We start from the raw sequence: 23,720 nt of genomic DNA, 5'->3' as shown, positions 1-23,720 counted from the left end.
CACAACAGCAGTGCTGCGCCCTGCGGAACGATCACGTGCAGTGTGCCGGCCGGCATCAATCGGCTTGCAACAATCACCAGGAGTGGTGATCGTCAGTTCGGAAAAAGATTGCATACCAGTGTATACTGAACTATTAGGGCACCCAGCAAGCTTGACCCGGCACGCCAGAACAGAACGCGACCCGGCGTCATAGCGATCATCAACTCCAAAGCGCCGGGGGTATCATGAGCCTTTATGCCGATTATCTGAAAGAGATCGAGACACGCAAAACGCAGGGTCTGAATCCCAAGCCGATTGACGATGGTGCGCTTGTCGACGAAATCGTCGCGCAGATCAAGGACCCGGCCAATGAGCACCGGGAAGCGTCCCTGAAGTTCTTCATCTACAACACGCTTCCGGGCACAACCAGCGCGGCCGGCGCGAAGGCCCGGTTCCTGAAAGAGATCATCCTTGGTGAGGCTGACGTCCCGGAAATTCTCCCGGCCTTCGCTTTCGAACTGCTGTCCCACATGAAGGGCGGTCCTTCGATCGAGGTCCTGCTCGATCTGGCCCTCGGCAATGACGAGCAGATCGCCAGGAGTGCGGCGGACGTCCTGAAGACCCAGGTCTTCCTCTACGAAGCCGATACCGACCGTCTGAAAGAGGCGCATGCCGCCGGCAACGCCATTGCCACAGACATCCTGCAGAGCTATTCCAAGGCCGAATTCTTCACCAAGCTTCCGGAGATCGACGAAGAGATCAAGGTTGTGACCTATATCGCCGCTGAGGGCGATATCTCCACCGACCTTCTGTCGCCCGGCAACCAGGCCCATTCCCGCGCCGACCGTGAACTGCATGGCAAGTGCATGATCTCCGAGCGCGCGCAGCAGGAAATCCAGGCTCTGAAACTGCAGCATCCGGACAAGCAGGTGATGCTGATTGCCGAGAAGGGCACCATGGGTGTCGGCTCCTCGCGCATGTCTGGCGTCAACAACGTTGCGCTTTGGACCGGCAAGCAGGCGAGCCCCTATGTTCCCTTCGTCAACTACGCACCGATCGTTGCCGGCACCAACGGCATCTCCCCGATCTTCCTGACCACCGTCGGCGTGACCGGCGGCGTCGGCATCGACCTGAAAAACTGGGTCAAGAAGCTGGATGAAGACGGCAACCCGATCCTGAACAATGATGGCAATCCGGTTCTGGAGCAGAAATACTCCGTTGAAACCGGCACGGTGCTGACCATCAACACCCAGAAGAAAAAGCTCTACAACGGGGAAGGCGACGAGGAACTGGTCGATGTGTCCTCGTCCTTCACGCCGCAGAAACTCGAGTTCATCAAGGCCGGCGGCTCCTATGCCATCGTCTTCGGCAAGAAGCTGCAGAGCGTTGCCTGCGACATTCTCGGTGTTGAACTGAAATCCGCCTTTGCCCCGTCGAAGGAAATCTCGCACGAAGGCCAGGGCCTGACCGCGGTTGAAAAGATTTTCAACAAGAATGCCGTTGGCTCCACTCCGGGCAAGACCCTGCATGCGGGCTCCGATGTGCGTGTCAAGGTCAACATCGTCGGCTCGCAGGACACGACCGGCCTGATGACCTCGCAGGAACTCGAAGCCATGGCCGCGACCGTGCTGTCGCCGACCGTGGACGGCGCTTACCAGTCCGGCTGTCACACAGCATCGGTCTGGGACCTGAAGGCGCAGGCCAACACGCCCAAGCTGATGGCCTTCATGCACAAGTTCGGCCTGATTACGGCACGCGACCCGAAGGGCGTCTATCACTCCATGACGGACGTGATCCACAAGGTGCTGAACGACATCACCGTGGATGACTGGGCGATCATCATCGGTGGTGACAGCCACACGCGCATGTCCAAGGGCGTTGCCTTTGGCGCGGACTCCGGCACTGTTGCCTTGGCGCTTGCCACCGGCGAAGCCAGCATGCCGATCCCGGAATCGGTCAAGGTGACCTTCAAGGGCTCCATGGCCGACCACATGGATTTCCGCGATGTGGTTCACGCCACCCAGGCGCAGATGCTGAAACAGCACGGCGACAATGTCTTCCAGGGCCGCATCATCGAGGTGCATATCGGCACCCTGCTGGCCGACCAGGCCTTCACCTTCACCGACTGGACCGCCGAGATGAAGGCCAAGGCCTCCATCTGCATTTCCAATGATGAAACGCTGATTGAATCGCTGGAGATCGCGAAGCATCGCATCCAGGTGATGATCGACAAGGGCATGGACAACGACAACAAGATGCTCCAGGGCCTGGTCGACATTGCCGACAAGCGCATTGCTGAAATCAAGTCGGGCGAAAAGCCGGCACTTACCCCGGATGCCAACGCGAAATACTTCGCGGAGGTCGTTGTCGATCTCGACGAGATCAACGAGCCGATGATCGCCGACCCGGACGTCAACAATGCCGACGTCTCCAAGCGCTATACCCATGACACGATCCGGCCGATTTCCTACTACAACGCGGAAAAGAAGGTCGATCTGGGCTTTGTCGGCTCCTGCATGGTGCACAAGGGCGATGTGAAGATCGTGGCGCAGATGCTGCGCAATCTTGAAAAAGAAAACGGCAATGTCGAATTCAAGGCACCGCTCGTTGTCGCTGCTCCGACCTACAACATCATCGACGAGTTGAAGGAAGAGGGCGACTGGTCGGTCCTGCAGAAATACTCCGGTTTCGAGTTCGACGACAGTGCACCCAAGAGCACGGCCCGCACCGAATACAAGAACATTCTCTATCTCGAGCGGCCCGGCTGTAACCTTTGCATGGGCAACCAGGAAAAGGCGGCCAAGGGCGACACGGTGCTGGCAACGTCGACCCGCCTGTTCAAGGGCCGCGTGGTTGAGGACAGCGACGACAAGAAGGGCGAGTCCCTGCTGGCCTCGACCCCGGTCGTGGTTCTCTCCGCAATCCTCGGCAGAACACCGACGGTCGAGGAATACAAGACCGCGGTTGAAGGCATCGACCTGACCAAGTTCGCGCCGCCGCTGCAGAAGCCGCTCGATACCCAGTCGGTCCACTTCTAAGGATCACTGGCCAAAAGGGCTGGAAATCAGCTGCCGTGCCGACCGTCTCCGCGTTTTTCGGAGATGGTTGGCGCGGCAGATTTGTTTCAGGTGTCTTGAAACGTCTCGATTGCAATCGCCAAAGGTGGCAAGTTCTCGGGGGATGCTTCGCCGACAGACCAGCTTGCGCCGCCGAACCGGACCTCGCCTTGCGGTCGGCGCATCAGGTGGGCCAGATCGAGGCTTGGAAGATCGTCGATCAGGCCACAGCCCTCTGCCTTGAGCACTGCCTCTTTCATGCGCCACAGGCGCAGGAACAGGTCGACCCGCGCATCGGCGGGCGCGGACAGAAGCAGGCGCTGCTCGGCTTGCGACAGGGTCAGCCGTGACAGGTTTGCCGCCTCGCTCGCATCGATGCGGCCTGTTGCCTCGATGTCGACACCGATCCGCCGCCCCCTGCAAAAGGCGGCCGCAACCCAGCCGTTGGAATGGGTCAGGTTGAATTGGCACGCCTGGCCATCAATGTAGGGCTTGCCTTGTGCATTCGTTTCGATCGGCACGGCGCCGGGGGGCAGTTTCAGCACATCGCCTAGCACGCGGCGCAGGATGGAGCGGCCGAGAAGATGCTCCCGGCGGTTCTGCTCCAACCGGAACCGGTCCGCCCGCTCACGTTCAGAGACAGTGACAAGGCCGGCCTCCAGCAGGGCGGAGGCGCCGCGTTCCGTGCCTGAGGCAACAATTGCGACAGGCTGGCCACGTTCGATCAGGGTGGGCAGCTCCGGCAACGCGTCAAGACCGACGACCCGTGGATCCGGCGGACAGTCAGAATGTTCTCTCATGAAACAAGACTTGCACCTGGATTGGCGCGGAGGCCAGTTGAAACTGCGACGGCCAATGTCAGCGAGACCTCTGAGGAGCTTCGTTTTCCGGTATTTCCTCGATCGGGTGGTGGTTCCAGCCGAGTTGCTCGAGAAACTTGTTGAAGCTGGAAACCAGGTTGCCGGCGTCAACGCACCGTTGCCACTTGCCCCGCGCGGATGCGGATTGCCTGAGTTCAAACAGGAGCCCGGCGTCCGTTGGGGTAATCGTCAGAAACTCGAATGAAGAGCTGTGCCAGTCGGTTTGCGTGGCCGTCTGGCTGATCCAGAGACTGGTGACAGATGTATGGGCGTAAAGCTGGCCGCCAAGGTGGCTCGTCGCAACGGCGCGGCACAAACCGTCCAGGGCTCCGAAATGCCTGCAGTCTGAAGGCTTGCCCGCCGCAAGTTCTCCGTAAAAGTCGGCGATCTCCAGCCAGTCCCGATGGATAGACCCGGTCTGCCTCATGTCGCACCCGCCCGGGGTGTCTTACCGGGCACCGGCAGCTGACACACGGTCAGGATCGACAAGCCGCTATGTGACATCACCCTGTCAGGAAGCCTTGAAGGTGACCTTGACGCCGCGCTGGCGAAAATAGGCCTGGAGCAACTTGCGGCCGGACCGGTTGTTCTGGACGAGCTTCGAAGCATCCAGTACCGCTTCCTTCAGGCCCTCTTCCTGCAACGCCGCCTTGAGCGCTGCGATATGCAGGTCAATGTCCTCATTGTCCGCCTGAAGAGATTGATAGATGCGGCTCGTTGCGTCCGCTACGGTCAGTTCGCTCACTGGTCCATTCCCGAAGTTGTTGTTTGCGGGCGCATAGCACATTCGCAGGCCTGACACCAAAAAGAGTTGACTGGTGCGCCCCCACGCGGTGCCGGGTGGCCTTGCCGAACGGTTCCTTCAGGTGCGGCGAAGGCAGGGGGGCGACACCATCCTTGTTGGGGGAAGCTGCAATTTGAGCAGCAGATTTCCGCGGATCACGAGCCGGCTGCTCATTCGTGACCTATGCCATTGCGCGAACTAACAATTTTCAAAGCTGTGCCAGGTAACTATTAGTTGGAAGGATAGGCGTAGACTTCTTCCGTGTCGCCCTGTGTGGTTCCTGGACGGGAGCCACCGCTTGCAGTCTCACCCATAGTCACGTGCGACCCCAGGAGACGCAGATGGTTTGTGAACATTCAATACCCTGCACCTTTCCAGCCAAACGGCAATGGCTCCGCAGAGCCTTTGGCGCAAGCCTGTGTGCCGCAGGCCTGCTCCTGAGTGACGCGGGCATGGCTGACTATGTCGGCGGTCTCAACCCCAACGGAGATAACTTCCTGGCCATGCGGCGGGGACCGGGAACCGGTCATCCGATGATGCTCGAAATGGGACCTGGAACCATCGTTACCGTTCTGAAACGTCAGGGGAACTGGGCTCTGGTTGCACTGGAGGACGGGACGAGCGGCTGGGCCTACGGCAAGTACATCAAGCCGGGGTTGCCTTCCTCGACCGACACCGGGGCAGACAGCAACATTGTCTATGTGGCCGGGTCCAGTGATCCGGAGGACCTGTGTTTTGTCATTGTGGAGCAGGGCCAGTTCGGTCGCATTGAAGGCTGTGTATCGTCCGTTCTGCCAAGACAGGGACGCAACTACTATGGCGCCGGAAGCGCGTTTGACGGCGACACACACTCAGCCTGGGTTGAAGGTCGTCCACATGAGGGAACCGGTGAATGGATCGAGTATCTCTTCGAAGATGCAATGGTCGTGCAAACTATTGAAATCATTTCAGGTTATGCAAAAAACAACAAGACCTTCCTGGACAATGCAAGACCGGCCAGGGTCACGATCCACGCCGACGACGTGCCCGTCGGCTCGGTCCGGCTTGCCGACACGCCTGCCCCCCAGATCATTCGCCTGCCTGAACCGGTATCTGCACAATTTCTCAGGCTTGAAATCACGGACGTCTATCCCGGCCGCAAGTACAAGGATCTTGCGATCACGGAGTTGTGGGTCGACCTGGAAGAGCATCACATGACGTTCGAACCTGAGGTTTCCGCACCTCAGGAACCCGTTGCGCCACCGCAACCGACCCCCGTCATTGCCCCGACGCCGCAGGCCGCGCTCCCCGCCGCTTCCGCGCCGCCCCCGTGCCATCCGAAGCATTGGATACAGGCGAAATCATGTTGATAAAGGGCCTTTTGAACCAGTTGGGATACGAGGCCGGTTCCATGAACGGCACCGTCGACGACCAGCTCCGATCCGCAATCATCGCATTTCAGAGTGTCGAGGGAGAAATTCCGACAGGCGAAGCCACGCCGGCCTTGCGGGACCTTCTGGTCCGGAAGGCCTCGCAGTAGATCGCAATCGGCGGCTGTCTGCCTGTTGTGCACCGGCCCGACCTTCGCCGGTTGTCACGGGACGATTATGTGTCCGGCAACCTCGGCGTTCCAGCCCTGAGCTTCGTCTTCACACGGCGTACGTCCCGTGTGTTTCAGGATGACCGCGTAAAGGCCCTTTGGAAGATTGGTCAACTTGCGCGTGGTGTAGAGGCCGTAATAGCCGTAGGAAATGTCGTCGGCCCGGACCAGCTCCTGACCCGTCTCGTTGACCACGATCATCTCCGCCTGGCGCGTGCAGGGTCGAATGGTGACCTGAACGTCTCCTTGCGTTGATGTCGCAAACAGGATGACATCGACATCGCCGACCGGCATGGTGCCGTTTGCCAACCAGCCGTTGGGCCGGCTTTTGAAGATGCCCCTCGTGGCATCTGGCGATGAGGCAAAGTCTCCGACTTCGTCTTCCGTATGCGAGTACGGGCCCTGCGCAGCCGGCGGAGCCTTTGCCGTCTGAGTGCCATTGCCATCGCCCGTGGGTTTATCGCCGCCCTGTGTTTGCGGCGGTTGCTTCACCGCGGAAATCAGGGCGTCTCTCAGACCCTGTGTCGGCAGACCGTCAGAGGGGAGGCCATTGTCGTGCTGGAACCGGGAGATCGCGGTCCCGGTGTTGGCGGAAAACGTGCCGGTCGGCTTGTCCGCCAGATACCCGAGCCTGTTCAAAAGGGCTTGAATGGCCAGAAGAGTGTTCTTGTCGACTTCGACCCCGGGCACACCGGTTGCTGCCTGTTGCGCGGGCCGCTCGGGAGCTGGGGCCGACTGGGAAGGTGGCGGTGACGGAGGCGGTGGAGCTGAAGCCTGCGGCGCTTCCTGAGGGGCGCTGGGGACAACCTGGTCAACGGGTGCCGGCGGCGGTGCTGCGACCGTCGGTGCCGCGACCTGTGCGGAGGGCATTGCAATCGGGATGCCTCTCACGACAACGAAGCCGACATTGTTGGCATTGCCGTTGGTGGCCCATGTCGCCGGGTCGCTGTCCATGATGACGTAAGTCCCGGGATTGAGGACCAGGTTCGGCCGTGCGATCCATTCCGCGTTCGGAGCATTGTTCATGCCCGGAGCGCCGACGGCCTGCCAGAAACCGATACCCGCAATACCGATCGCCCCGGCCTGTGCCGTCCCTTTCGCGTTGTTCCAGTGATAGGTCTGCAGCTGGGTAATCAGGGTCGGTACGCGCAAGGTAACTTGCGGCGAGACCGAGGGACCGCTGCGCACAGTTGCCTTGTTGTAGGTGTTCAGCACTTCGATTTCCTGCCCGGACAGACCAACCACGCCGTTCGAGACGGGCATCTGCGGGGCGGTGGCAGCTTTCGCACCGGCGGGCGCCGGCGGTGCGGTACTTCCCGCTGCCACGCCAGGCGATGGTGAGACCGGAGCCAGAGGTTCTGCAGCGGGCACAGGACCCGGGGAGGTGGGAGGATCGCCGTCCTGTTCTTGAAGCTTCCGCAATCGCTCCAGTATCGGTTTCATGCGCTCAAAGCCATCAGACAGTTTCGGCTGAAGCACGAACTCCCGTTCCTTGAGCATGTGGGCACCGGCAGGCTGAAACGATGCCGCCAGGAAAAGAACTGCGAGAACGGCAGCCGGAACGTATTGGTCTGGTCTGGTGTCGCGAAAAAGTCTCATCACTCACGAGTTCCTTTTTCCTTGAAGCAACCGTTCGGGAAGAGCGCTTCCCGCGCGCCTGTCTCGAAGGTCAGTTCGGGCTGCGTGACAGCTCATCTTCGCCGATACAATGCATGAAATACTGCCTTGAATTCGGCGCGTAGGGACACCCGATCACCTCTGTCTGTTCGGTTACGCCGTAGATTTCGGCGATCTTGTCGGCTTGTCCGTTCAGGATGTCGAGAAACTGGTTCCAGTAGTCGGAACTGCTGTCCCGTATGCTGTTCAGGTAGTTCCAGTCTCTCACAATGGCGTCGGCATCCCCGTTCCGGAAAGACTGCTTGAACCGCTCCATCATGTTGATCTGCGTGATCAGGGTGGTCTCGATCTGCGCGGCGAGATCCTGCAACTCGGCGAATTGTGAATTCCTTGCGAAATGTCCGACGAATTCGGCCGCCTGTTTGGCATCGAAGGTTGCATCGTCCATGCGTGAAAAGTCCAGGCGATTGAGCTTGTCGTACACCTCGTTCATCGTGTCCGAGTCGTTGACGGATCTCAGGACCGCTTCGTATTGGTTGGTCACTGAATCGCGCAGGCCGTCCTCGGCAAGATTCAGCTTGTCTGCCCCTTCCTGAAATGACAGCAGTTCGTTGATGTATTTCTGCGCGTCCGCCTTGTTGGTAATCGCACTGATCCTGCCTTGCGCGAACAGCGGCTGCACATTTGCCATCGCAAACAGCGTGATCAATGCCACTGCGGCAACCAGTCTCTCAGTCGCCACCATAGTCGCCTCCCCCATCGCCATGATCCATGGTCATCCAGTGTGCGAAGCCGGTTGCCGCCATCTGGTTTGCGTCGATCGCCTTCTGGCGGCGACGGGATCTGATCGCCCCGGCGAGCAGCAGGAGACCGATGAACAGCAGCATTCCCGATATGAACAACGCTGCTCCGGCGTCTTCGGTCATGCCTTCCCTGGCATAGACATCCAGAAACGCGATCAGTGTTGCACCGCCGCCTCCGAGGAAACCGGCAACCAGAACCAGGGCAATGAAAAACCGCATGACAGGCTCCCGTTTGCTGGCCGGAACATGATCCGGCTGAGGGACGCGGAAACAGCAGGTCGTTCTTCCCTGGGCGCGGTCGGGAAGCGGCCGCCAACTCCCTGCAGCGACAGGCTTCTCCTGAAAAACGGATCAGCCGGCGGATACCCTGACCTGCAGCAACCCGGATTGAAACCGGGTGTGGCCGTCAGGCTGACAAATTCAGAACGGACGCTCTCGCCGGGACTGCTGTTTCGGCTCAAGGAAAAAGCTTAGCATACCGTAAGGTGATGTATAGACGCGGTTTTTGACATGCCTGGCGTGCCCGGGGCGGGGGGACGGCATTGTCAGATTTCAATCGTCGCCGTTCTTCGCAAGTCGCAATGACCGCGTGTGAGCGGCGGAAAAAAGGTCGTCGCTGCCCGGCAAGACCACGCGACAGGACAGCTTGTTATCTGTCCGCTCTGATCTGTTCGACTGTGCCCAACAGTTTCTCGCCGCTCTGCTGCCCGGTATCCGGATCGAAACGCCGTTCGCCGCACCGGTGGCCTCCGGCGAAGTAGACCTTCAGCACAGTCTTGCCTGTCTTCTTGTTCTGTTTGACCGCGACCCCGTTGAAGGGCTGTGCATCCGTTGCGTCGTTGCAGCGTTTCTGGCCTTGCCACTTGCCGCCATAACAGGTGCACAGGCGATTGTCGCGATAGCCGCATCTGGGAATGGACAGGGACGCCAAAATCGGGATTTCAGCCCCTTGGCTTGCTGCAGCAAAACAGGCGCCGGCATAGAGGTCCTCAGGGTAGCCGTCCTTCGCAAGCGGCTTGCCGTCTACGCCGAAATAGCGGCGCACCTTGTCGTCTTCGCCGGCCGAAACGACGGGACGGCGTTCGAATTCGCGCAACTGTCCTGCCCGGTCGAATTCCTCTCTTTCGATGAAGTCCTGCTTCTCGCCTTCCGAGAGGTAACGCTTGATTTCGCGGATATAGCCGTCACCATCATAGATGTAGGTCACGCGGCCGGCCGGGTGATAGGCGGTCTGACCGTACCATTTCTTGTCCATGCCGCTGTCATCATGCACGACCGTCTTCTCTCCACCTGCGTGGGATGCATAGCTTATGCCGGGTCGTGTCTTGTCCTGTGCGGTTTCAGGAGGCGTTTCAGCTGAAGGGGGCGAAGCGGTCCGGGGTTCAGGCTCAGGTGCTGGGGCCTCGCTGCCTTCCGGAGGCAGGGCTGGGGAGGATTGCACTTCGGACTGCGCCGCAGGTGCAGGTTGGGTCGACAGGGAAGGCTCGTCCGGACCTTTTTCCTGCAGCCGCCGGTGACCGGAAGCGACAGCCGAAAGAGCTTCGTCGCGCAGCGCCGCGCTTGGAAGACCGTCAGCGTGCAAGCCTCTGGCGACCTGAAACGCCGTCAGGGCTGCCCTTGTCTGAGGAGAGAGGCTGCCGTCCAGCATACCGACCTCGTAGCCCATGGAAGACAACAGTGCCTGTATCGCCATGATCAGCTCCGGATCGCCGGGCAATGCAGAGTTGGCCGTTTCATCGGACGTATTGCGGCCGGTATCCGCCGCTTCGGTGGCGACACTGTCCGTTTCGGCTCCCGTGCCCTGTTTCCGGAAAACCCGGTAATTGTCCTGGGGCCTGAGATCGCCGCATGTGGTCTGTAGCCAGCATTCACGCGCCCGGGGGCCACCTGCTGCCCCATACATGACCAGTGGCGCAGACCTTGCGGTACCGATCTCCAGGCAGGCCGCCTGTTCCCGCAATCCGAAGTAACAGCCGTGATCGACGCACTGACCGTCTTTTTTCCAGCTCTCCGGATAAGTGGCTCCGCCGAAGCACGCCAGTGCCCCCTGATCTGAATAGTCGGACCTCATGGAATCGTTCTTGGGACCTGATGGTACAGTTTCTGCCGTGTGTGCGGCCGCGGCGTCCGGCACGTTCGGAGGGGGCTGAACAACCGGTTCCGGCAGTGGTTGCGTCGAAGGGAGCGCGATGTTTCCGACGGTGACCGGAGCCTTCGCGGCGATTTCGTGGCCGCCGTTCGGCCAGTCCAGGTAGACCCTCAGCTCATAATCGCCGTCGGGCAGGAGCTTGAAGGTGTGGGTTCCCGCCTGTCGACCGTCCTGCAACATCAGCAGGTCGTAGAAGGCATCTGCGTCATGGTCGGCCGCGGCGATTGCAATCCAGTTCAACTGACCGGTCGGCAGGTTGCCAAATTCGACCGAAACGGCCTCGCCTGTCGAGAACCGTGCCTTGTTGCCCTTGATGGTCGGAGCGGTTTGCGGGGCCGGCACCGGAACAGGGGTCGGCAGGGCGGTGACGGGTGGTGGCGTGGTCGTTTGCGCTGCGCGGTTTTCCGCGTGCCAGTCCTTCAGGATATCCCTGGCGCCGCGATGTCCCGAGGCGGCGGCCAGTTCGAGGTCGGCAAGGGCCGCCTCCGGTTCCTGCGCGCGCCGCGCCAGAGCCCGTCGCACCAGGGCTTCCGGGTGGCCGAGGTCAGCTGCCTGGCTGATCAGGTCGCTGGCGTGTCCAGAATAGCTTTCATCGTCAAAACCAAGCTCCATCATCCGCGCGAGAAGAAAAAGCCCGCGCGGATCGTCCGCGTCCGCGACCAGCGTCACATGGCCGATGGCTTCCTCCTTGAAGCGCCCGTAGTCGGTCTGATCCATCAGGGCCAGAACGAACACCAGCTGTGCCCGCGGATCGAGTGTGTCGGCGTTTTCCCTCAGTTGCCGAAGACTGCCGGAGGGGACCGGGATGCCGACTTCCCGTGCGAGATCGCGTATGTCTGCGGACGGTTGAATATCCGGCGCTTCGGGTTCGGTTTGGGCGACAACCTGAGGCGCATATGTCTGATGGCAACGCTGCAGTGCCCTGATGGCACGACGGCTTCCGCGCAGCGAGAGGGTGTTGCGCTTCAAACCGGTGATCTGAAAGTTCAGCCGAGAGCCTTCAGCGATGGCCGTGAGCGCCCTGGACGTCGCAATCTCGTTGCCGGGAAAGAACCTGACGGAATCGCTTGTCATGGCCTCGGTACTGGTCTCCAGCGCCCAACGCCGATCCACGCTGATCCGCGCGTTGTAGCTGGCTCCTTCGGTAACCCGATTTTCTCCAAGCCCCAGAATGACAACATAGTTGCCGCTGGTGAACAGGCCCAGCCCGAAGTAGCGCCCCTGTGAGAGGGGCAGAACCATGATGCATTTCGTGAAGGTGGTCGCGTCAGTCCCATCTGCATAGGCTGCGATGACCCAACTTCCCGACTTTTCCAGCGAAAGGCGGTTGGAAGCTGACGCAGTACCGACACTTGCCAGCAATGTGAGACACAGAACAGTTGCCAAAGCAGCGAAAACACGCACGGTCTTCTCCCGGATGCCTGCAGTTTCTGGCCTGTCGTTGTCCGAGTGAGGCCATCTTTGCTTCCGAAGTTCGGAGGGACCCGGCTATTCTATTGGAAACCGCCCCACGCAAAATTGAAGCATCTGCGCATGACAAAACTGCCGATCTGTCTGCGGCACAGGCGCCACGTGGTCCAACAGCGGATCTAGCGACGCGCTCGTGTCCGTCTCCTGTCAGAAAGGAACCGGGCCGACCAGCCTGCTGCTTCGTTCCAGGCGAAGGGAATGGTCTTCAACAACGTTCTTGAGGCATGACAGCTCGAACTTGGTTCCTGGCCCTAGGCGATTGTTGTAAATCCGGGGTTGGTTGCCTGGTAGACAACGTTTGACAGGTGCGCGTCGCCATAGGCATCGGCGTTGGTAAGATGGCCATCATAGCCACCGACCTTGCAGAGCGTGGTGCCGTTCCTCCAGACCATCATCAGGCCGTGCTCGATCTCCCAGTCGCACTCTGCCTCCATAATGGCGTACCAGACATCATCATCGCCGTTGCCTCGCTCCTGGAAGACGGGCCCAGGCGTGACATGTCGCCAGATTTCCGGGACCTGGTCACGATAGGTCTTGGTGTCCTCTCACCCATCTTCGCACTCCGCGGATGTGTGGAAGTCCCTGCAACAGGCAAAGATGTGTCTGGTTTCCCTGAGGTGGTCAGCACTGCACAAAGGGAGAGATGCCTCCAAGACCTGTTTGGCTTCCAGGTCCAGACTTCCGGTTTCATCGTGAAGCTCGACCTTAAAGGTGTCGAAACAAGGAACGGTGATTTTCATCCGGCAGGGCCCCATATGCGAAACGCTGTCTCAAGTTGCACCGTGAGATACGGCCGTCAACAAGCGGTCTTGCCGCCGGCAAGCGTGCGGGGCCGGGGGAGGAGGGGCAAGAGCTTTGTGTCCGGCAAACCTTTTTGGGATCCGAAAAATCGATCAGTGCAGTCAATTATTGAAAAAGCATCGGCAGGCGAAACTGATATGGCTGTATGTGTTGGCCCTTGCGGGGCACAACCGTTTCACGAATGCACGGTTTCAGCTGCAGTTTAGGCAAAATGTCAGCCGCGGGGCAGCAGCGGCGGCAGTCTTTGTTCGAAGATCGAAGACTTCACGATTGACGTATGCGTTTCTGCCCGATCGTGGAAGGGCAACAGAATGTCATCCAGTTCGGCCACATCCACCAGGACGAGACGCGCGACGTAACAATCTTCACCTGTCACCCTGTCGCAGGACGTGAAGCGGGGCTGATCTTCAATCATCCGCTCGACCGCATGCAGCTGCCCGCTGCGAGGCTTGATCCGGACCAGTGCCTGCACGGTATAGCCCAGCGAGCGCAAATCGATCCGGGCCCCGAAACCGTCTACAAATCCTGTCTCTTGCAGTCGGCGAACGCGCTCTCCGACGGCGGGACCAGACAGGCCAACCACCTTTCCGATTTCCGCAAGGCTCGAACGACCATCCGAGTCGAGAATTTCTATGATCTCACAATCTGTTTGGTCCATGGATTTTGACATGAAGGCATAATCGGGAATTGGCGCGCGATTTGAAAGGCCTTTTTCCAGTTTCCCTTTGCGAGTGCCCGGACAGTTGCGCGCCGGATGACTAAAATGCGTCCCAACAAACAGGAGAGCATTATGGAAATCCAAAGAGTAGCAGCGTTCAGTCAGGGTGGTGAAGGGGGCAATCCGGCAGGCGTGGTCTTGTTGAGCGAGCCCGCACAGGTGGCGGACATGGCCCGTGTCGCCGCTGAGGTCGGCTATTCGGAAACGGCCTTTGCCGTGCCGCAGGACGATACCGGAATGAACTGGCGGGTGCGCTATTTCTCGCCTGAATCCGAGGTGCCGTTCTGTGGTCACGCGACGATCGCGCTTGGCGCGGTGCTGGGGCAGCATGCCGGTCCGGGGACGTTTGGCCTGACATTGAACGATGCCTCGATCACCGTTGAAGCGCAGCCGTCCGAGACGGGCATGATCGCAACGCTGACCTCACCGCCGACGAAGAGCCGGGCAATCAACGAAGATGAGCTCTCCGACGTGCTGGCACTCTTTGGACTGAGCCAGGATGATCTTGATCCCCGGCTTCCCGCGGCCCGTATTCACGGCGGGGCAGATCACATCGTCTTGCCGCTGCAACACCGCGCGCAATTGGCGGGCATGAGCTATGACCTTGACCAGGGTCGTGACGTGATGCGCAAACATGGCCTCGTGACAGTGATGCTTGTTTTTATCGAAGCCGATCAGATGTTTGCCGTCAGGAACGCCTTCGCATCAGGTGGGGTTACGGAAGATCCCGCCACAGGGGCAGCTGCCGCAGCCTTTGCGGGGTATCTGAGAGACAGAAACTGGCCCCACGGTGGAAAATTCACGATCCGTCAGGGCGAAGATATGGGGCATCCCTCCTTGATAGAGGTCGAGTTGAGCGACACTCCAGGCGCGCCGGTTCGGGTGTCCGGCAGCGCCAGGGCGATAACGTAAGCTACTGAACGATAGGCCGAAAGGGGGGGATGTGTCCCCCTTCAGCAGACGTTGTTGCTGGCGCCTTGAATTGCGCGGAGCCCACGAACTGACAGACATCCTTGAAGAAAGGGGGAGGCATGAGGTCCGCTGGCTACCCATGGTGGACCTCCGAGAGCGTAGCATAGGAACACCCGCCTTCTCCTCCCGATGGTGGATGTTTATTGTTTTGAAGCAGGCTCTTGCACATCTGACCAAGTGAATCAATTCGGCTTGCCGTGCAGCTCCATCCGTTGATGCCAACGTCGACGTGGCGAAACCTGGTTGCCGGATGCGCTGATTGCAATTTGAAGCACCTGAACAACTACAACTTAAGATTTATACGTTATTGCACCCTGCGCATTCTCCGCAGCATGAAAAACTTCTTTTGATGCTGTCATGGGGTGCAAAGGCTTGCTTGGGTGCGACCATACTCAATCAAGATTGGATTTTTTGTTGGGTTTTTCTGGAGATCTATCGTGCAGAAGAGTGTGGGGCTGGTTCGATTTGGATTTGTATTTACGGGATTGTTGATCGTGATGACGGTCGTGAGCATCGTTCTGGAGATTTTTACCGGTATTAGCATCAACGGTGTGATGAGCCAGCTTGTAGCGGTCATGGGAGCGGCCACGGACGCCGGACACAGGTTCTACAAGAATTTTGAAATCGTTCCTGACAGCGGGTTCGCCTGGAGCGCATCATTCCAGATGACACTGGTCGAAGGTGCCATTTCCCTTACGCTCGGCGGACTGTTCGTATTGTTTCTGCTTGCATCGGGCGAGCTTGGATCAGACCTCGGATCATTCCTGTTGTTCACTTTGCTGCTCACGATTGCCCTTCTTGCCATATCCTGGGTTGCGAAGCGATTCATGTTCGTCAGCGGTGCACGGCAAGCCGAAAAAGTGCATCTGGCGAAACAGGCAAAAAGGAGCGCCGTTTTCGAGTGACGGTCAGGCGGTCCTGTACTGACAACCAAACTGGACCACTGAAGTGGGGCTATTCATGGAGAGTTTTCCGGTTCTTACTCAATAGATCTGAATAACCGACCAGGGCATTAAGGTGGATGACTCTAACAGTTCCTGAACCAAAGAAAAGAACCCGAGAGGCCCAAAGCGCCGTGTGGCCAAAGAGGTATTGTCCGGAATTCGTGCTTCGATTCATGAATTCGCACTTTGCTCAACTTAAGTCGAGCATAAGTTCAGAAAACTCTGAGGGGGAAATTTGGTAGCGGGAGGGACTCGAACCCCCGACACGTGGATTATGATTCCACCGGAAAAACTTAGGTGTTGAGCAAACTTAACAGCCGGTCCAAGCGGAACCACCTATGGAACAAGTCTCGTTTGAGGAAACATGGTCGCGCCTGAGAAAGGGCGCGACCAAGTTTGATTAATCGGCAAATGACCTTGATATTGCGTCCATCGCACGCCAACCCAAAACGATGTTCTCCTTGTCCGCGCTCACGGGAAGGGAGGAGAACTTTACAATCGCCGTGCGGGTTGTCGGGTTAATCCATATGTGCTGGCCGTTAACACCTACAGCAAAGAATGACCCATGATCGTCGCCCGTCACATACCATTGATTTCTGTAGAAACCGTTCGGCCAAGTTTCATAGTAACTGGTCGGTTTCCAGGCTTCGTTGTCACCATTAAACCTGATGTCATCGATCCAGCCTGAAGCGACGATTTGCTGATCATTGTAGTATCCGTCATCCAGAACCATTTGCGAGAACCGTGCAAGGTCTCTCAAAGTCAGGACAAACCCGCCATTGGCTGCCGCGGAACCTTTGTAGTCAACCGTAATCTGGCCGTCGTGATCTGCTCCCAGTTTCGACCAAATTGTTTCGCTAAAGAAATCCGCAAACCTTTGACCGGAAGCGCGCTCAATGAGCCAGCCCAACACATCGGTGTTGATGGACGCGTACTGGAACTGCTGTCCATGTGGTCGAGAGTCGTCCTTTTTGATCGTTGTTGAGAAGGCATAAACACCCTCATTGGCCAGCGGTGCATTTTCACCCCGCCACGCGGTGGAAGCTTCGTGCGCAACGACCTCTGCGTTCGGATCGGCATAGTCCTCGCTGAAGACAATTGAAGTTGTCATATCCAGAACTTGACGGACTGTCGCATCGCCAAATCCGGGTGCACCTTCCATTTCAGGAATGTACTGTGTCACCATTGCGGTGGGGTCGAGCCGACCGTCGTTCACCAGGACACCGGCCAAGGTGCCGGTCACGGACTTTGAGACGGACATCAGAAGGTGACGGGTATCGGGTGTCATCCCGTTGAAGTACTTTTCAAAGACGACATCTCCGTCTCGCAACACGATAAATCCATCGGTATAGGTTTTTACGAGCATCTCTGAAACGGACATGTTCGTGCCGTCCAGGGCTTCGAATTCAAGAAAGGAGAGATCCTGAAAATCGGTTCCAAGTGGAACGGAAGCCTTCGATCCTTTGCTGATATTGGCAACGTGGAGAAATTCACTGATGTGCTGGAACGCCCAACGATTGTCGGGCCCTTTGTCCCATGCGCTGATGTCAATGGTTCGTGCGGGTGGGGTTCCAGTCATGATTCCCAGTTCGGCTGCCGTTTTAGGACGGCCTTCCACAAAGTCATCCTGAGCGTAGCTTGTCGTCGTCGTGGCAATCATTGCCAGCGAACAAACCGCAATTCCTTTTGAAAAGAAGCCCTCGGTAAGCATTCCCAACTCTCCTGATTGTTCGCCAAGAGTGACCTTGGTCAGAAATTGGTAGCGAAAGGTTTCCAAACCCATCGATGGATGTGCAAATCATTGAATTCTGTAGAGACCATGTGGAGTGTGTTACCGGTGGCCTTCGTCGTAAGTTACGTGCAACAGTGGTGCCTGAGATTTCTTATGGCGGTTTTTTTGAATGAACAAAGCAGCAGACAAGCGGAGTGGACAAATCCAGTTGGCGGGAGAGGGCTGGGTTGGTGACGTTCGCCGACAGCTGGCCGTGTTGACGAGCGACGAGGCATTTACGGCCAGTGTTCGCGGTCGGCGTCTCCTCAGGTATCTCGCGGAAGAATGCCTGGCTGGTAGATCAGCCACTTTGAAACAGTTTGCCATTGCACAGGACGTTTTCGGACGAGGAGACGATTTTGATCCGCAAAGCGATCCCGTGGTGCGTGCCGAAGCCGCAAAACTCCGCAGGGCGCTTGATCTTTATTATGCAGTTGACGGCAAGGAAGACGCCATTCGCTTTGAACTGCCCAAAGGTGGATACGCAATCTTGTTTCACCGGCAGCCCAGTCAGGTGCCGGAAGATGACACCCAACGACGTCGTTTTGCCAATAGTCTACCGCGCCTTGCAGTCGCGCCGATTGCCTCAAAATCCAACGTGCCGGATGCACATTTGTATGCGACAGGACTGACTCATGGGTTGATAGCCGGCCTTTCCCGTTTCGACGGCCTGGAAGTCATCGGGCACCACACCTCCGTTGCTGTCGCAAGGAACGGGGCCATCGAGGCGGACCAAATACACGAGTTGAATTTGGATCTTGTTCTCACAGGAACGGTTCGTTGGGGTGGGAACCGGATACGGTTGACTTTGGAACTCTCGGAGACAGAGACCTCTAGCACGGTCTGGTCGGAAATCTACGATCAAATTTGGTCACCTGACCAAGCTTTCGATATTGAAGACAAGATCTGTGCTGACGTGGTCGCGAAGGTTGCCAACAGCTATGGGGCCGTTGCGAGCTATTTTCAGCGTCCTGGCGCAAGGTCACGCGTCAAAACCGATGGCGCATACAGCGCGGCCATGACTTTCTACAATTACAATCTCAATCACACAACATTCGAACACACGCGTTCACTCTTGCGGCAAACAGTGGATGTAGAACCGTCGAATGCGCTTGTGCTTTCAATGCTGGCAGAGCTGGAAGCCGACGCTGTCGCACTGAGATTGAGCGATGACACCATTGAGATGCAGGCAGCAAGAGAAATTGCAGAGCGTGCTGCGAGACTTGACCCCAACTGCCAGCAATCGCAGCAGACACTTGGCTTTTTAAGAATGCACTGCCACGATTTTCAAGGAGCGGTGCAGGCCTATGAAAGGTGTATCTCGCTCAACCCCAATGCCGCTTATCTGATCGGCTTCTCGGGCTGGGGAATTGCGTTATGCGGTCACTGGGAGTCGGGCCTCGCGCATTTGAAAAAGGCATGTCGCCTGAATCCCATGCAGCCAGGCTGGCTTAAACTGGCTCCGTTGCTGCACCACTGGATAAACCATGATTACAAAGCTGCCCACATCAATGCGATTGATTTCAAGTCGCCTGGGATTGCGTGGGATCCTTTGTTACGCTCTGTAACTGCTTGGCGTATCGGAGAGAAAGCCATGGCTCGAGAAGCAGCTGCCGAACTCACGGCAAACCATCCTGAATTTGAAGGTCATGAGCGGGAATATCTGGGACGGTTTGTCTACCGTTCCGAAACCGTCGACCAAATGCTTGAAACTCTGGAAGAGGCCAAATTGTAGTGAATTTGTCCTACGCATGAGCCAAAACCGGAAGCCCGTTTGCGCAGCTTTAAAAGCGCAATCATTACACATTGAAAACTTGGTAGCGGAGGAGGGACTCGAACCCCCGACACGCGGATTATGATTCCACCGGAAAGGCGCAATTTCCACGTAGATTCAGCTCGTTGATCTCGATATGACACTGCCGAGAATTTGTAATTTCGAGCGAGTTTATGCATCCCAGTTACGAGCCGAAGCGCCCATATGTCGGGCTCATTGTCCTCCGCGGTTATAGCCAGTCTGTCTCAGTCAAGGCAGCGAGCCTGCACCCTTCGTCACACTTCCAAAAGGAATACATAGAGCGCTGGGCGGATGAACATGAGATCGAAATCAAGCGCTGGTGTGCGATCTCGGAGGAATATTCTCGGCCCATACTTGGCGCCAATCAGTCGGTGCGGGCTGCCATAACAGAAGTGAAGCGCCATGGAGGCTCTGCAGTGATCGATGACGCCTCCCGGCTCATTGATGCCAGCAATGAAGAGGAAATCTATAGGCTTCAGCGTTTCTTTGGCGGTCAAGCACTCTATCTGCACAGCGTGCTTCAGAATGCACCTGTCTTCTCGCTTACAGAGGAGAGGTTCGCGGAGTTTATCAAGCCCAGGCTGCATGCTGTTCACGAAGCCATCCGAACTCGAGAAATCGAAGAGCAGATGAGAGCGAAGGGGCAGGTGCCACGCTACCGGCCAGCGAAGCTAAAGTCAGAAGAAGCAGAAAAACGCTCGACCGGGATCGAGGACGTGTTCATGGCACAAAACATATTTCGCGCTCATGGACATCTCCTGCCCGAAGACCGCAAGGCCTTGCTGTCAGTCTCGGACATCGTCGAAGAGCTCAATCGCCGAGAAGTGCCGACAATGCGCGGAAAGCCCTGGACGAGTGCAAATTTTCGCAGGTGGCTCAATCAGTTCCGGGCAAGGAATCCTGACCATCCGGTTCTGAGCAAGGTGAAGCTTTCAGGGAGCGGTGCGTAATCATGCCGCTTCCAGGTCAGCCTCGAGTTTGGCGAACAGCTCAACGTCATCCTCAGCGTTGTCGAACAAGTGCCCGTACACGTCGAATGTCATGGTGATTGAGGCATGACCGAGCAGCGTCTGGATCTTCTTAGCGGGCCAACCCTGTTCGATATAGAGCGAGGCGGCTGCGTGCCGCAGCGCATGGAATGAGAACTTCGGCTTGCCGTTGCTGTCCGTGATGTCAGCGTTTTTCAGAAGAGGATAAAGAACCCGAGTTGAGATGTTCGACGGGCTCTCGACGTTGCCAACGCCATTCGGGAATACGAGGTCGAAATCACCGGTTGGGCAGTTTGCCTTCCAGGCCATCAGCACCTTCTTGACGCTCGGCGCCATCGGTATATCCCGGCGACCGGACTTAGACTTGGGCTTGCCGATCTGGTTGAAGCGATCGGCACGCTGACGCACTCGGATGATGGACTTGGTGAAGTCTACATCTTCCCACCTGAGACCGCGTAGTTCCGACATGCGCATACCGGTGTAGATCGCAGTGACGATCAGTGGGCGATATTTGTCGGAGACGGTATTTAGCATCGCCTTGATTTCCGACTCAGTCGGAATGATCCGATCCGGAGCGTTACGAGAAGACCGACGCAGCTTCACAGAAAGCGCAACGTTGTTGTCGATCCACTCCCGGTCCAAGGCTTCATTCAGGGCTGAACGCAGAGACCGCAGCACCTTGTCTGTCATCGCCCTGGAATTCTTGTCGAGCATGTCATCAATGAAGTCGCGGACATCTGACCGGGTCAATTCACAAAGCAAAGTTTCACCGATCACCGGATCAATATGATGATCAACGTGGTTGCGATAAGAGCGCAGTGTCGCTCGCTCCAGTTCATCCCGCTCACAGCGTTTGATCCATGCCTTACACGCGTCGCTTATCGTCTTCTTATTGCTCATCTGAACCTCAGTAGTTGTCGATGAACATTATTGTAGGAGACGCGGAACGACCTGTCGGGTGTTTTTCCAGTCGGGGAGTGGAAAAAGTTAAGTAGAACAGCCGCTTAGATGGAAGTCCTAGAGAAGTTGGACATGTCTCATGGGGATGAGCATTGGGCTCACCAGGAAAATGTTCACCAATCCCCGGAGAGATGGTTTCCAACGGTGTGTTTTTGGGAAACTTTTCTCAACTTCCGAGCGTCGAGAGTTTCCAAAACCGGGTAACAAGAGCGGTTAGAGCCGTGGTCATCTAATTTCACGTCATTGGGTGGGAAACTTTTGTGCTCCTTAAGTAAACTCAAAACCGGCGATTTTTACGACCGCGGGCAAGATCGAGTGCGCCACGAGTTAACCGGCTACCCAAAACAAGAGCGTAGGGTTCCATGAGATGCCTTCGGCAGGAATAAAAAAGCTCCGAATTTCAATACATTCTGGCCAAGATGTAATCTGTGTTGGAGTTTTATGGGAGGAGCGCAAAAAATGTTAACCCACGCACCAGCACAGCCTTTTTCCTTGTCGATCCGATTGCAGTCGCGTGTTCTTGGGAAATCTGAGAGGCGTAATTTCGAGCCTGGTTTTGCGCCGTAAATCACGCTTTGGGCGCGAGGGTGCACTTAGTGCGTCATTGATTGCGACATCCCTTTGGCCCGGACAAACAGTTTTGAGCCCAAGAGATAGACATATCGCGAGGATCTTCAGGGAAGATCACCAGCGCTTTTCTGAGCGATCGATAGTGTTTTCTCTGCCCTGCGCATCGTGAAGCTTGCCAGAGAGCATTAAAACAAATCCCTGTTGTGTTCACCGCTTGATTAGTGGGAGAAGAATAGTTGCGACCGGAACAGTTGGAGGCAGACGACAGCGATCTTGCTGTGTGGCCACTATCTGATTGTTTCCAAAACCCGGAACGAGCCCGGCTGCGACTAAACTTGTCGAAGAGTGCTCGGACCGGCTGGGATAGCCGCTGCGAGCCGGAAACAGATCAGTGATCTTCTTTCTTCTCCTGTATCGTGTGCCGGACCCAGAGGGTGTTCCGGGAGAGGGGAGGATCGGAGCCGCAGGCGACGAACGGACCCTCTCTAGGGTCTTTGTGTCTGGTGTCGGTGTCACCGCACTATGTTCCGGAGATAGCTTAGTCTGTAACCTTGTTTTCTCTCATTCTCTTCCGGAACGATGTTTTCTCACCCCTGGGATGCGGAGTGCCGGAGCCGAAGGCGGAGGCCGGAGCAGCCCGCGCCCGAAGGGCGCTCCCTAGTATGAAAATACCTCTCTATCAGTCTACTTTTTAAGGGACGCCGACAACTCATTTCCCCAAGGTTTCTGGGCTGTTCCGGCCTTTTTGCTCTTGAGTTGCTCGTTCTTTGCTCGTGTCTAGCTTCGGTTGTGCTCTTTCGCACTATGGTTCAACCCCAAGCGTGCGGCAGGCCGACGTGTACTTCTGCATGACGCGGTAAGGAGCGTCGTCACTAACGCGGCCAACCAGGCACAAGACGAGCTTGAGGTTTTGCCCGGACGCATCCAGATCGAACTTCTTCAGCAGTCCGGCAGCCGCAAGCATGTCTGCCCATTCATCTTCGTTCACACTTGCCTTCAACGACTTGTTTCGGAGGTCGATCAGAAAGCGGTCGCGGCTCTTGAGAAAACACCGATGAGCTTCTCTTTCCGCATCAGTCTTCAATGACGCGTTCCCAATCCGGCAATAGCCAGGCCCTGGCGTCTCGTCTAATCCGATCAGCTCGAGCTTCGCCGCGATCTTTCCCTTGGACTGCGAGAACTCATAGGCTTCTTCAAAGTCGAACTGTTCGCCGAATGCAGTCGCGATCTTTCCCGTTTGCCGCGGCTTGTGCCCCATCGACCAGCAGTAATGCATGTCGATCAGGCGAATAATATTTGACAGTGCTGCAGCGTTGCCAGCTGGGAACCTTGTTCGGTTTGGCTGAGGTCGAAACGCAGGTGCAGGCGCTGGGTCAACCTTACAGCCGACCCGCGCATTGAGAACCAGGTGTGACGCGATGAATTCCTTCCTGACCATTCCTTGAAAGGCTGCTGCATTCGCCTCTGCGTCGATGGTTTCCTTAAATCCCTCAAGCTGCTCACAGATCAACGCCGTATCGATACGCTTGAGACGACGAACCGTTGCGGAAACATCATCAAACTTCGCCTGCCTTGGTGACCGAGTAGCAGCGGCACTCTCTTCGCAAGCTGCATCGTCTTTACTTAAGCGCTCTTTGACGTCACCAATGACCTGGAAATTGATTTCCTTAGCGCCGTGGGGCAGGGAGTGCTTTGTCACGCGGCTTCCTTCTCTTCTTGGATGTTGTCATTTCTGGACTGAAAACCTTCGTAACCCCTTTTGCGGCTCGCCTTTTTGCGAAGACAGCTCAGTTTGAGGTGTGTCTGATTGAGAACATGGGTGGTGAGCATACACAGCGACCTTGCGTGCTCAAAAATAGGCTGGCCTAAAGCGGCCAGCCATTCTGCGATCACCAGAAGCATT

20 protein-coding genes are annotated in these 23,720 nt (G+C 57.2%); 7 read left to right on the top strand and 13 right to left on the bottom strand.

The features are described 5' to 3' along the window. Positions 1-224 precede the first annotated feature (224 nt). Positions 225-3,017, top strand: a complete 2,793-nt coding sequence (locus tag CHH27_RS13340; RefSeq protein ID WP_094072026.1) for a bifunctional aconitate hydratase 2/2-methylisocitrate dehydratase — start codon at positions 225-227, stop codon at positions 3,015-3,017. 86 nt (positions 3,018-3,103) lie between these two features. On the opposite strand, the gene CHH27_RS13335 is transcribed toward CHH27_RS13340, so the two are convergent. From CHH27_RS13335 to CHH27_RS13325, 3 genes are all read right to left on the bottom strand, one after another. Continuing rightward, complete coding sequence (locus CHH27_RS13335; protein ID WP_094072025.1) at positions 3,104-3,835, bottom strand: 4'-phosphopantetheinyl transferase superfamily protein; 732 nt, start codon at positions 3,833-3,835, stop codon at positions 3,104-3,106. A 58-nt stretch (positions 3,836-3,893) separates the two neighbouring features. Next, complete coding sequence (locus tag CHH27_RS13330) at positions 3,894-4,322, bottom strand: hypothetical protein (RefSeq protein WP_094072024.1); 429 nt, start codon at positions 4,320-4,322, stop codon at positions 3,894-3,896. Between the two features lie 84 nt (positions 4,323-4,406). Next, entirely contained in the window at positions 4,407-4,682 is a 276-nt protein-coding gene (locus CHH27_RS13325; RefSeq protein WP_094072023.1) for a hypothetical protein, read from the bottom strand. Between the two features lie 449 nt (positions 4,683-5,131). Between CHH27_RS13325 and CHH27_RS13320 the strand changes: the two genes are divergently transcribed. Both CHH27_RS13320 and CHH27_RS13315 read left to right on the top strand, forming a co-directional pair. Beyond that, positions 5,132-6,028: an SH3 domain-containing protein gene (locus tag CHH27_RS13320; RefSeq protein WP_157738923.1), complete on the top strand. Its 897-nt coding sequence runs from the start codon at positions 5,132-5,134 to the stop codon at positions 6,026-6,028. Beyond that, positions 6,022-6,198 (top strand): peptidoglycan-binding domain-containing protein, encoded by a 177-nt coding sequence (locus CHH27_RS13315; protein ID WP_094072021.1) that lies wholly within the window; start codon positions 6,022-6,024, stop codon positions 6,196-6,198. The genes CHH27_RS13320 and CHH27_RS13315 overlap by 7 nt, the downstream gene beginning before the upstream one ends. Before the next feature lie 54 nt (positions 6,199-6,252). Here the strand turns inward: CHH27_RS13315 and CHH27_RS13310 are convergent, their stop codons facing one another. The 6 genes from CHH27_RS13310 to CHH27_RS13275 form a co-directional block, all read right to left on the bottom strand. After that, positions 6,253-7,857 (bottom strand): peptidoglycan-binding domain-containing protein, encoded by a 1,605-nt coding sequence (locus CHH27_RS13310; RefSeq protein ID WP_094072020.1) that lies wholly within the window; start codon positions 7,855-7,857, stop codon positions 6,253-6,255. A gap of 70 nt (positions 7,858-7,927) precedes the next feature. Beyond that, positions 7,928-8,620 (bottom strand): hypothetical protein, encoded by a 693-nt coding sequence (locus CHH27_RS13305; RefSeq protein WP_094072019.1) that lies wholly within the window; start codon positions 8,618-8,620, stop codon positions 7,928-7,930. Beyond that, a complete protein-coding gene (locus CHH27_RS13300; RefSeq protein WP_094072018.1) occupies positions 8,607-8,897 on the bottom strand; it encodes a hypothetical protein in 291 nt (96 codons plus the stop codon). Before CHH27_RS13300 ends, CHH27_RS13305 begins: the two co-directional genes overlap by 14 nt. A gap of 430 nt (positions 8,898-9,327) precedes the next feature. After that, positions 9,328-12,231, bottom strand: a complete 2,904-nt coding sequence (locus CHH27_RS13290; protein WP_157738921.1) for a peptidoglycan-binding protein — start codon at positions 12,229-12,231, stop codon at positions 9,328-9,330. Between the two features lie 317 nt (positions 12,232-12,548). Next, positions 12,549-12,806, bottom strand: a complete 258-nt coding sequence (locus CHH27_RS13285; protein ID WP_371681854.1) for a hypothetical protein — start codon at positions 12,804-12,806, stop codon at positions 12,549-12,551. A gap of 506 nt (positions 12,807-13,312) precedes the next feature. Further along, positions 13,313-13,900 carry an Lrp/AsnC family transcriptional regulator gene (locus CHH27_RS13275; protein ID WP_247646226.1) on the bottom strand — a complete coding sequence of 196 codons (588 nt, stop codon included), beginning with the start codon at positions 13,898-13,900 and terminating at the stop codon, positions 13,313-13,315. On the opposite strand from CHH27_RS13275, the gene CHH27_RS13270 reads away from it, so the two are divergent. Then, on the top strand, positions 13,889-14,728 hold the full coding sequence (locus CHH27_RS13270; RefSeq protein WP_094074726.1) for a PhzF family phenazine biosynthesis protein: 840 nt from the start codon (positions 13,889-13,891) through the stop codon (positions 14,726-14,728). The two genes, CHH27_RS13275 and CHH27_RS13270, sit on opposite strands and share 12 nt — an antisense overlap. 497 nt (positions 14,729-15,225) lie before the next feature. Beyond that, entirely contained in the window at positions 15,226-15,693 is a 468-nt protein-coding gene (locus CHH27_RS13265; RefSeq protein ID WP_157738920.1) for an ABZJ_00895 family protein, read from the top strand. A gap of 439 nt (positions 15,694-16,132) precedes the next feature. On the opposite strand, the gene CHH27_RS13260 is transcribed toward CHH27_RS13265, so the two are convergent. After that, entirely contained in the window at positions 16,133-17,515 is a 1,383-nt protein-coding gene (locus tag CHH27_RS13260) for a serine hydrolase (protein ID WP_094072011.1), read from the bottom strand. A 118-nt stretch (positions 17,516-17,633) separates the two neighbouring features. Between CHH27_RS13260 and CHH27_RS13255 the strand changes: the two genes are divergently transcribed. Both CHH27_RS13255 and CHH27_RS13250 read left to right on the top strand, forming a co-directional pair. Further along, entirely contained in the window at positions 17,634-19,238 is a 1,605-nt protein-coding gene (locus CHH27_RS13255; protein ID WP_094072010.1) for a hypothetical protein, read from the top strand. Positions 19,239-19,450: 212 nt separating this feature from the next. After that, entirely contained in the window at positions 19,451-20,248 is a 798-nt protein-coding gene (locus CHH27_RS13250) for a hypothetical protein (protein ID WP_094072009.1), read from the top strand. Here CHH27_RS13250 and CHH27_RS13245 read toward each other — a convergent pair whose 3' ends face one another. From CHH27_RS13245 to CHH27_RS27705, 3 genes are all read right to left on the bottom strand, one after another. Next, complete coding sequence (locus CHH27_RS13245) at positions 20,249-21,187, bottom strand: site-specific integrase (protein ID WP_094072008.1); 939 nt, start codon at positions 21,185-21,187, stop codon at positions 20,249-20,251. 1,432 nt (positions 21,188-22,619) lie between these two features. After that, positions 22,620-23,516 carry a hypothetical protein gene (locus tag CHH27_RS13240; RefSeq protein ID WP_094072007.1) on the bottom strand — a complete coding sequence of 299 codons (897 nt, stop codon included), beginning with the start codon at positions 23,514-23,516 and terminating at the stop codon, positions 22,620-22,622. Then, positions 23,513-23,719: a hypothetical protein gene (locus CHH27_RS27705; protein WP_157738919.1), complete on the bottom strand. Its 207-nt coding sequence runs from the start codon at positions 23,717-23,719 to the stop codon at positions 23,513-23,515. The genes CHH27_RS13240 and CHH27_RS27705 overlap by 4 nt, the downstream gene beginning before the upstream one ends. Position 23,720 lies beyond the last annotated feature (1 nt).

This window comes from Labrenzia sp. VG12, from assembly GCF_002237595.1.
In the GTDB taxonomy this organism is placed as follows: domain Bacteria; phylum Pseudomonadota; class Alphaproteobacteria; order Rhizobiales; family Stappiaceae; genus Roseibium.
Note: the sequence above shows the minus strand (reverse complement) of the source record. Positions and strands in the feature narration are given on the sequence as shown.